We start from the raw sequence: 8,393 nt of genomic DNA, 5'->3' as shown, positions 1-8,393 counted from the left end.
CCCCCCCCCCCCCCCATCTTTTTTTTTTTTAAACCATAAGAGGCATTACCATATTGGCTCCGGTCTCGTGGGCTCGGTTTTGTGTATAATAGACAGGCGCCGGCGAGATCGCCGAGCGCTTCCTGGCCAAGGCCGCGGCCCAGGCCAACGGCGGCGCCGGCCTGAACGCCGAGAACCGCGCGATCGTCGATCGCTACCGCGCGATCGGCGGCGACCCGGACGCCGCCGCCCGCGACCTGCGGACACTCGTCCGCGACGCGGGACTGAGCCACGATACACTCGAGGCGACCCTCGACCTGTTCGAGGAGCGCAACGGCTTCATCGCCGCCCGCGGCATGGGGCTCGACGGGTTTCGTTTCTCCGGCGCCTTCGCGCGCAACCTCGACTACTACACCGGCTTCATCTTCGAGGTGACGGCCGCGGGCGGCGACCGGCCCGGCCCCGTGCTGGTCGGCGGCGGCCGCTACGACGGGCTCCTCACCCATCTCGGCAGCGCCACCGCGCAGCCGGCCGTCGGCTGCACCTTCTGGGTCGACCGCGTCGCAGGAGCCGGCCGATGAGCGAGACCATGGACGCAGATGCCCCCCTGGTGCTGGCCGTGCCCTCCAAGGGCCGCCTGCAGGAGAACGCCGCGGCCTTCTTCGGTCGCGCCGGCCTGCGCCTGGCGCAGGGGGCAGGCGCGCGCGACTACCGCGGCAAGCTCGTGGGCGTGGCCGGCGTCGAGGTGCGCTACCTCTCGGCCTCCGAGATCGCGAGCCAGCTCGCTTCGGGCGCGGCCCATCTCGGCATCACCGGCGAGGACCTGATCCGCGAGACGCTGCCCGACGTCCACGGCCAGGTCGAGCTGTTGACGCCGCTGGGCTTCGGCAACGCCACGGTGGTGGTGGCCGTGCCCCAGGCCTGGATCGACGTGCGCGCCATGGCCGACCTCGACGAGGTCGCCGCCGAGATGCGCGCCCGCCATGGCCGGCGCCTGCGCATCGCCACGAAATACGTCAACCTCACCCGCCGCTTCTTCGCGGAGAAGGGGGTGGTGGACTACCGCATCGTCGAAAGCCTGGGCGCCACAGAGGGCGCGCCGGCCGCCGGCTCGGCCGAGATCGTGGTCGACATCACCACCACCGGCGCGACGCTCGCCGCCAACGCCCTGAAGATCCTCGATGACGGGGTGATCCTGCGCTCGGAGGCCAACCTCGTCGCCTCCCTCAACGCGCCCTGGGGCGAGAGCCAGCGCGCGGCGCTCCGCGCCGTGCTCGGCCGGATCGCCGCCGAGGAGCGGGCGCGGACCACCCGCGAGGTCCGCGCGGCGATGCCGGAATCCGGTGCGATCGACCTCGCCAGCATCAGCGGCCTGCACGAGGCCGAGCTGCCCTACGGCGCCCCGCGCGGACCCGACGGGGAAATCGTGATGCGCTGCCCGGCCGACGCGGTCTTCGACCTCGCCGACAGCTTGGTGCGGGCGGGCGCCCAGGCCGTCACCGTCCGCCGGATCGACTACGCCTTCGCCGCCGAGAACCCCCTGGCGGAGCGGCTGCTGGCGCGGCTTTAGGACCGCCCGTCAGGGTTTGCCACCGAGCGACCTATTGCGGCCCCTGCTTGGCGAATTCAGACTGCACCGCGCGCAGCACCTTGAGGCGCGCGTCGTAGATCGCCTTGAGGCAGGCGGTGTCGGCGGCGCAGGCGCGGCGCTCGGTGAGCCAGCTCTCCTGGTCGTCGCGGAGCTTGGCGCGGCCGCCCATCGGCAGCACGTCCTTCAGAATCTCGAAGCGGGTCGCCATCTCGACGTCGCGGTCGTTGAGGGCGAGCGTCGTGCAGATCGCTCTCTCGTCGGCCGCCTTGGCCGCCTCGCAATCGAAGCTCGCCGAACGGGCGGGGCTTGCGGCGAGCAGGGCCGCGAGGACGGGCAGGACGAGGCTCGGCTTGGCGGTCATGGCGGTCCAATGGGGCGGTGCTCCGCTCTCCATCGCACGCCGGCCGGGCGAACCGAACGGATAAATCGTGCGCCGAAGCATTTTCGAGCGAGGTGGATGCCGGCTCGCAGGAAGCCATGCGGCCCCGCAACAAGAGAGAGCATTTTTCGGTGATCTCTGGATCACCGAAAAATGCTCTAGAGGCCGGGCTTCACGACCACCAGCACGACGATGACGATCATCAGCAGCGTCGGCACCTCGTTGAGCACGCGGTAGAACTTGTGGCCGCGGCTGTTCCGGTCGGCGGCGAAATCCTTGACCATCCGGGCGAGCCAGCCGTGTATGCCGGTCATCGCCAGCACCAGCGCGAACTTCGCCTGAAGCCACCCGGTGACGTAGGCGCCGCTCGTCCAGGCCAGGGTCAGGCCGAGGACCCAGGTGACGATCAGGGCCGGGTTCATGATCGCCTTGAGCAGGCGCCGCTCCATCACCTTGAACGTCGCCGCCTGCGCCGCCGAGCCCGGGCCGGGGGGCAAGGACGCGTGGTAGACGAACAGCCGGGGCAGGTAGAGCATCCCGGCCATCCACGCGATCACCGCGACGACGTGGAACGCCTTGATCCAGGGATAGAGGTTGTCGAGCACGGGTCAGGGTTCCGGGTGTGATGTTCGGGCAGGGCGCATGTTTCCGGAATTAGGCGGATAGGGCGCGTTTCTCCCTCTCCCCGCTTGCGGGGAGAGGCCCACAGGCACCTCGTCGTGCCTGTGGGAAGCGGAGGCGAAGCCGCAGCGGCGGTGAGGGGGCGCGAACGAAGAGGCTCCTTCGGCGCAGCCCCCTCACCCTTGGCTGCCGCCTCGCCGCGACGACGACAAGGTCGTCGCGGCCCTCTCCCCGCAGGCGGGGCGAGGGGAATGCGCGGCCTCTAGCAGGTGTCCCTCAAGAGGACGGCGAACCGCCCCGCAGCCGCGCCAGCATCTGCTCCACGTGCGCCACCGGCGTCTGCGGGGTGATGCCGTGGCCGAGGTTGAAGATGTGGGGCAGGCCACGGGTGGCGTCGAGCACCGCGTCGACGGCGGCATCGAGCGCCGCGCCGCCCTCGATGAGGGTGTCGGGGTGGACGTTGCCCTGCGTCACCGTCGTCGCCGGCACCCGGTCGCGCAGGGCCTTGAGGTCGATCGACCAGTCGACGCCGACCGCGTCGGCGCCGGTCTCGGGCACCACGCGGGCATGGCCCTCGAGCCCGGCGCCGCGGCAGAACACGATGATCTTCGCATCCGGCACCGCCGCGCGGATGCCGGCGATCATCCGCGCGATCGGGGCGAACGACCAGCGGCTCAAGGCGTCCTGCTCGGTCTCCTCGGGGAGCGCGCTGTCGGACACGTCGCCTACCGGCTCGACCAGCGCCGTGCCGGCCGGCAGGGCGGGCGGAAGCGTGCCGGCATGCGACTCGAAGATCTGCACCGCGTCGGCGCCGGCCCGGAGCTGGCGCACCAGGTACTCGGTCTGCACGGTGACCAGGCGGTCGATCAGTTCGTCGACCAGGCCCGTGTCGGCCTCGGCAAGCGCACGGGCGGGCGCGAGGTCCGGGGTGCCCCGTCCCCCGATCATGTAGCTCGCCACCGTCCAGGGGGCCCCGCAGAAGCCCAGGAGCGTGGTCTCGGGCGGCAGCTCCGCCCGCAGGCGCCGCACCGTCTCGAAGACCGGCTCGAGATGGGCGAAGATCGCCGGGTCGCCGGCCTGCCGCAGGCGCTCGAACTCGGCCCGGCCTTCGAGGGGATCGAGGCGTGGCCCCTCGCCCTCGACGAAGCGCACGTCCTGTCCCAGCGCGTGCGGGATCACGAGGATATCGGAGAACAGGATCGACGCCTCGAAGCCGAAGCGGCGGATCGGCTGCAACGTCACCTCGACGGCGAAGTCCGGGCTGTAGCAGAGGTCGAGGAACGAGCCGGCCTCCGCCCGCGTCGCCCGGTACTCGGGGAGGTAGCGCCCGGCCTGACGCATCATCCAGGCGGGGGGCGGCGAGATCGCCTCGCCGGCGAGCACCCTGAGGACCTTCCGGTCGGGGCCGCCCTGCACCGTGCCCTGCGTGGCCATCGTGTCCCCCAATGCCGCCTCCCGTTCCGCCCTGTCGGGCTCAGGTCTTGTTGTCGAAGGCCCGTTCGTCCGGTCCCCGTCGAAGCGCGACGAAGGCCGTCCCCAGCCCGGTCTAATCTAAGAGAAGAGAGATTCTAGGACTCTGTTTTTTCTCTTGGAGGCATGAGTCATGGGAGTGCAAGCGTGTCCACAGGCTCTCCCGGGCCCAACGCCGTTAAGCAGGCTTTAACGGATTGCCGATAATGTCTGCGATAGGCCAGTCCCGCCAGCGCCTTGCGCGGGCCGACGGCGGTCGTTGCGCGCCTGCGTCCCGGATTCTCCCAGGCGCACGGATTCCGACACGCCCGATCGGACACCCTGTTGACGCGGGAGTCGATGGATTTCGCGGACTCCGGCTGGACCGGGCCGGCGGGCCATCCTATCCACACTTATCGACTCCCCTGACGGCCGGCGGTGGATAAGGGAGCCTCCCCCGCTTCCGCGACCGGAGGAGACCGGATGAGCCGCAGCTACTTCCACCTCCACCTCGTCTCGGATTCCACCGGCGAGACCCTGATCAACGTCGGCCGCGCGGCGGCCGCCCAGTACGAGGGCGTCTCGGCGATCGAGCACGTCTACCCGCTGGTGCGCTCCGGGCCGCAGCTCGAACGGGTGATCTCGGAGATCCAGGCGGCGCCGGGACTCGTGCTCTACACCCTCGTCGGCGGCGACCTCGGCGAGCGTCTGGAGACCGCGTGCCGGGAATCGAGTTCGCCCTGCCTCTCGGTGCTGCAGCCGGTGCACAACCTGCTGCAATCCTACCTCGGCACACAGAAGGCGGCCCGGCCCGGGGCGCAGCACACGCTGAACGCGGAGTATTTCAAGCGCATCGACGCGATGAACTTCACGCTCGCCCACGACGACGGCAACCTGCCCGACGACCTCGAGGAGGCCGACGTGATCCTGATCGGGGTCAGCCGCACCTCGAAGACGCCGACCGGGATCTACCTCGCCAACCGCGGCCTCAAGACCACCAACCTGCCGCTCGTGCCCGGCATGCCGCTGCCGCCGGCGCTGGAGCGGGTGCGCAAGGCCCTCGTCGTCGGGCTGATCGCGTCGCCGGAGCGCATCGTCCAGATCCGCCAGAACCGCCTGCTCAGCCTCAACGCCGACGATTCCTCGATGTACGTCGACAAGGACGCCGTCGCCGACGAGATCACCGCCTCGCGCCGCCTGTTCAGTAAGAACCGCTGGCCGACCATCGACGTCACCCGCCGTTCGATCGAGGAGACCGCCGCCGCGATCCTCGACCTGTACCGCGACCACCGGCTGAAGTTCATCGCCGCGTGAGGGGCGCTCTCGGGGGCAGGCTCGATGATGTCCGCTTCAAGCGGATAGTCCTTGATTATTCTGCGCCTGAGGCCGATCCTTGCCCATGGATTTCGCGTGGGACGATGCGAAACACGAGAAGACCCTACGGAAGCGTGGGTTCGATTTCGATTTCGCTGCCGGGAACTTCGACGGCGACACGGTCGAGGTCGAGGACGATCGCCGGGATTACGGAGAGACCCGTATCCGCGCGACCGGCGAGCGGGACGGCTTCGTCCTGACGGTGATCTATACCGATCGCGACGGCGTGCGCCGCATCATCTCGGCGCGGTTGTCCAATGCGAAGGAGCGCAGGCAATGGCTCGGGTCACGGCAGACGAGCTTCGGACCCACCGGCCCATGATCGATCGCGAAAAGATGGCGGCGACGACGGAGGCCGACATCCACCGCCACGGGATCGAGGATGGCGAACCGGCGGATGGCGATTTACCCGATGGCGTGCTGGTAGTCCCCTCGGCTCGCCTGCGCCTGCATCTCGGCATGTCGCAGACTGTCTTCGCACAGGCGATCGGCGTGCCGCTCAAGACGGTGCAGAACTGGGAGCAGGGGCGGACGCCGCCCGATCCGGCAGCCCGCACCCTGCTCGCGCTCGTCGCAGCAGACCCGCGCCACGTCCTGGGCCTTCTCGGATGGGCGGAGCGGGACGACGTGCCCGACGACCAGGCGCTCGAAGCTGAGACCGGGACGCAGTCGGCGCGGAAGGACAAGCCGACCGGAAGATGGTTTCAGTGTGATGCAGACCTTCGGCGGGCGAAGATGGCCGCACGGCGTGCATGACCGAGGCCGGCCCATGTCTGTCCCACAACGCGCACCCGTCGCCATCCGCCCCGTTGACCGGGCGCTAACCCCGCCGCGGTAATCCTGTCTTCGGGGTCAGCGTCGCGTATCGGTCCCCTCAAGCTCCGTCGGCCGGCTCGTTCCGGACGGCGGGGTTTTGGGCGTGGTGCCGGCCGGCGCTTGCGGCGTTCCGCCGATCCGTGACACTCCGGCGGGATGCCAACCTCGTCTTTCCCCTCGCCCTCGGTTTGGCGGGGCCCGAGCCCCCTCGTCCTCGCCTCCACCAGCTCGACGCGGCGGATGCTGCTCGAGAGTGCCGGTCTGGTCGTCGAGGCGCGTGCGCCGGGCGTCGACGAGCGCGCGGTCGAGGCCGATTGCACCGGCCAGGATCCCAAGAGTTCCCCCGAGGGGCTGGCCCTGCGGCTCGCAGAGGCGAAGGCCTTTGCCGTGGCGCAGACCTGTTCCGACCGCGTCGTCGTCGGCGCCGACCAGGTGCTCGATGCCGACGGCCGCGTGTTCCACAAGCCCACCAGCCTGGAGGAGGCCCGCGCGCAGCTCGGCGAACTCGCCGGCCGCACCCACGCCCTGCATTCCGCCGTCGCGATCGTGCAGGGCGGCCGGGTCGAGAGCTTCGTCGAGACCGCCCGCCTCACCCTGCGCCCGCTCGATCCGGACGCGATCGCGGCCTATGTGGCTCTGGCCGGCGCGGATCGCGTGCGGGCCAGCGTCGGCGGCTACCAGCTTGAAGGGCTCGGCATCCACCTGTTCGACCGGGTCGAGGGCGACCACAGCACCATCCTGGGCCTGCCGCTGCTGCCGCTGCTCGCGCGGCTGCGGGCCTCCGGGCTCCTGACGTTTTAGGAACGCGACATGGCGGGACACGATCACCACGATCATGCCGGGCACGACCACGGTCACGACCATGGCGGCCATAGTCATGCCAGCCACAGCCACGGTGGGCTCGGCCACGTCCACGCCCCGGCGAGCTTCGGACGCGCCTTCGCGATCGGCATCGCGCTCAACACCGCCTTCGTGGTGATCGAAGCCGGCTACGGGTTGGCGGCCAACTCGATGTCGCTGGTGGCCGATGCCGGCCACAACCTCTCCGACGTGCTCGGGTTGGTGGCCGCCTGGGTCGCCTCGGTGCTGGTCAAGCGCCGCTCCACCGCGCGCTTCACCTACGGCCTGCGCGGCTCCTCGATCCTGGCCGCCTTGTTCAACGCGGTGTTCCTGCTCGTCGCCACCGGCGCGATCCTGTGGGAGGCGGTCTCGCGCCTGATCCATCCCGAGCCCGTGGTCGGCACGACCGTGATGGTGGTGGCGGGCCTCGGCATCCTGGTGAACGGGGTCACCGCCTGGCTGTTCGCGTCCGGCGCCAAGGGCGACATCAACATCCGCGGTGCCTTCCTGCACATGGCCGCCGACACCGCGGTCTCGGCCGGCGTCGTGCTCGCGGGCCTCGCCATCCTGGCCACCGGCCTCGATTGGATCGACCCCGCCGTCAGCCTCGTCGTCGCCGGCCTGATCGTCTGGGCGACCTGGGGGCTCCTGCGCGACAGCGTGGCGATGTCCCTCGACGCGGTGCCCCCCGGCATCGACCCGGACGCGGTGCGCGCCTACCTCGACGCCCGCCCGGAAGTCTCGGGCCTGCACGACCTCCACATCTGGCCGATGAGCACTACCGAGATCGCGCTGACGGCGCATCTGGTGATGGCCGGCGGCCACCCGGGCAACGGCTTCCTCGTCGAGGTCGCCGAGGCGCTGCGCGCCCGCTTCGGCATCGCCCACGCGACCCTGCAGATCGAGGAGGCCGGCGGCCCGCCCTGCCTCCTCGCGCGGGAGTGCGTGGCGTGAGGCGCGCCTTCGTCGTCGGCCATCCGATCGCGCATTCGCGCTCGCCGCTGATCCACGGGCACTGGCTGCGCGAGCATGGGATCGCCGGCAGCTACGAGCGGATCGCCGTCGCGCCCGACGCCTTCGAGGCGTTCTTTCGCCGGCTTCCGGAATCCGGTTTCAGTGGCGGCAACGTCACGATCCCGCACAAGGAGGCGGCCTTTGCGCTCTGCGACGCGCTGAGCCCGCGGGCCCGCGCCATCGGGGCCGTGAACACCCTGGTGGTCGGCGCCGACGGTCGGATCTTCGGCGACAACACCGACGCACCGGGCTTCACCGCCCACCTCGACCAGAGCCTGGGCGCCGGCTGGCCGGAGCGGGCCGGCACCGCCCTGGTGCTCGGGGCGGGCG

Annotated in this window: 9 protein-coding genes and 2 pseudogenes; 8 read left to right on the top strand and 3 right to left on the bottom strand. The window is 70.4% G+C overall.

What is annotated here, in order from left to right; all coding sequences use genetic code 11:
• Window positions 1-98: 98 nt before the first annotated feature.
• Both FV222_RS11560 and hisG read left to right on the top strand, forming a co-directional pair.
• Window positions 99-560 (top strand): annotated as a pseudogene (locus FV222_RS11560) (ATP phosphoribosyltransferase regulatory subunit); the annotation flags it as partial.
• On the top strand, window positions 557-1,549 hold the full coding sequence (gene hisG, locus FV222_RS11555) for an ATP phosphoribosyltransferase (protein WP_238272660.1): 993 nt from the start codon (window positions 557-559) through the stop codon (window positions 1,547-1,549). The pseudogene FV222_RS11560 and the gene hisG, both read left to right, overlap by 4 nt.
• A 31-nt stretch (window positions 1,550-1,580) precedes the next feature.
• Here the strand turns inward: hisG and FV222_RS11550 are convergent, their stop codons facing one another.
• The 3 genes from FV222_RS11550 to FV222_RS11540 all read right to left on the bottom strand — a co-directional run bounded on the left by FV222_RS11550 (window position 1,581) and on the right by FV222_RS11540 (window position 4,004).
• On the bottom strand, window positions 1,581-1,931 hold the full coding sequence (locus FV222_RS11550) for a lysozyme inhibitor LprI family protein (protein WP_147762177.1): 351 nt from the start codon (window positions 1,929-1,931) through the stop codon (window positions 1,581-1,583).
• A 176-nt stretch (window positions 1,932-2,107) separates the two neighbouring features.
• Window positions 2,108-2,554 carry a protoporphyrinogen oxidase HemJ gene (gene hemJ / locus FV222_RS11545; RefSeq protein WP_147762178.1) on the bottom strand — a complete coding sequence of 149 codons (447 nt, stop codon included), beginning with the start codon at window positions 2,552-2,554 and terminating at the stop codon, window positions 2,108-2,110.
• Window positions 2,555-2,846: 292 nt separating this feature from the next.
• Window positions 2,847-4,004 carry a uroporphyrinogen decarboxylase gene (locus FV222_RS11540; RefSeq protein ID WP_147762204.1) on the bottom strand — a complete coding sequence of 386 codons (1,158 nt, stop codon included), beginning with the start codon at window positions 4,002-4,004 and terminating at the stop codon, window positions 2,847-2,849.
• A 498-nt stretch (window positions 4,005-4,502) separates the two neighbouring features.
• On the opposite strand from FV222_RS11540, the gene FV222_RS11535 reads away from it, so the two are divergent.
• From FV222_RS11535 to FV222_RS11510, 6 genes and pseudogenes are all read left to right on the top strand, one after another.
• Entirely contained in the window at window positions 4,503-5,333 is an 831-nt protein-coding gene (locus FV222_RS11535) for a pyruvate, water dikinase regulatory protein (protein ID WP_147753725.1), read from the top strand.
• Window positions 5,334-5,418: 85 nt separating this feature from the next.
• On the top strand, window positions 5,419-5,715 hold the full coding sequence (locus FV222_RS11530; protein ID WP_147762180.1) for a BrnT family toxin: 297 nt from the start codon (window positions 5,419-5,421) through the stop codon (window positions 5,713-5,715).
• Window positions 5,712-6,149 carry a helix-turn-helix domain-containing protein gene (locus FV222_RS11525; RefSeq protein ID WP_246685426.1) on the top strand — a complete coding sequence of 146 codons (438 nt, stop codon included), beginning with the start codon at window positions 5,712-5,714 and terminating at the stop codon, window positions 6,147-6,149. Before FV222_RS11530 ends, FV222_RS11525 begins: the two co-directional genes overlap by 4 nt.
• Before the next feature lie 216 nt (window positions 6,150-6,365).
• On the top strand, window positions 6,366-7,010 hold the full coding sequence (locus FV222_RS11520) for a nucleoside triphosphate pyrophosphatase (protein WP_147762182.1): 645 nt from the start codon (window positions 6,366-6,368) through the stop codon (window positions 7,008-7,010).
• A 9-nt stretch (window positions 7,011-7,019) separates the two neighbouring features.
• Window positions 7,020-8,003: a cation diffusion facilitator family transporter gene (locus FV222_RS11515; protein ID WP_147762183.1), complete on the top strand. Its 984-nt coding sequence runs from the start codon at window positions 7,020-7,022 to the stop codon at window positions 8,001-8,003.
• Window positions 7,991-8,393: pseudogene (locus FV222_RS11510) on the top strand (shikimate dehydrogenase); the annotation flags it as partial. The gene FV222_RS11515 and the pseudogene FV222_RS11510, both read left to right, overlap by 13 nt.

Origin of the sequence: Methylobacterium sp. WL103, from assembly GCF_008039885.1 — a bacterium.
In the GTDB taxonomy this organism is placed as follows: Bacteria; Pseudomonadota; Alphaproteobacteria; order Rhizobiales; family Beijerinckiaceae; genus Methylobacterium; species Methylobacterium cerastii.
The sequence above is the reverse complement of the archived record's forward strand: the minus strand, read 5'-3'. Positions and strand labels throughout refer to the sequence as shown.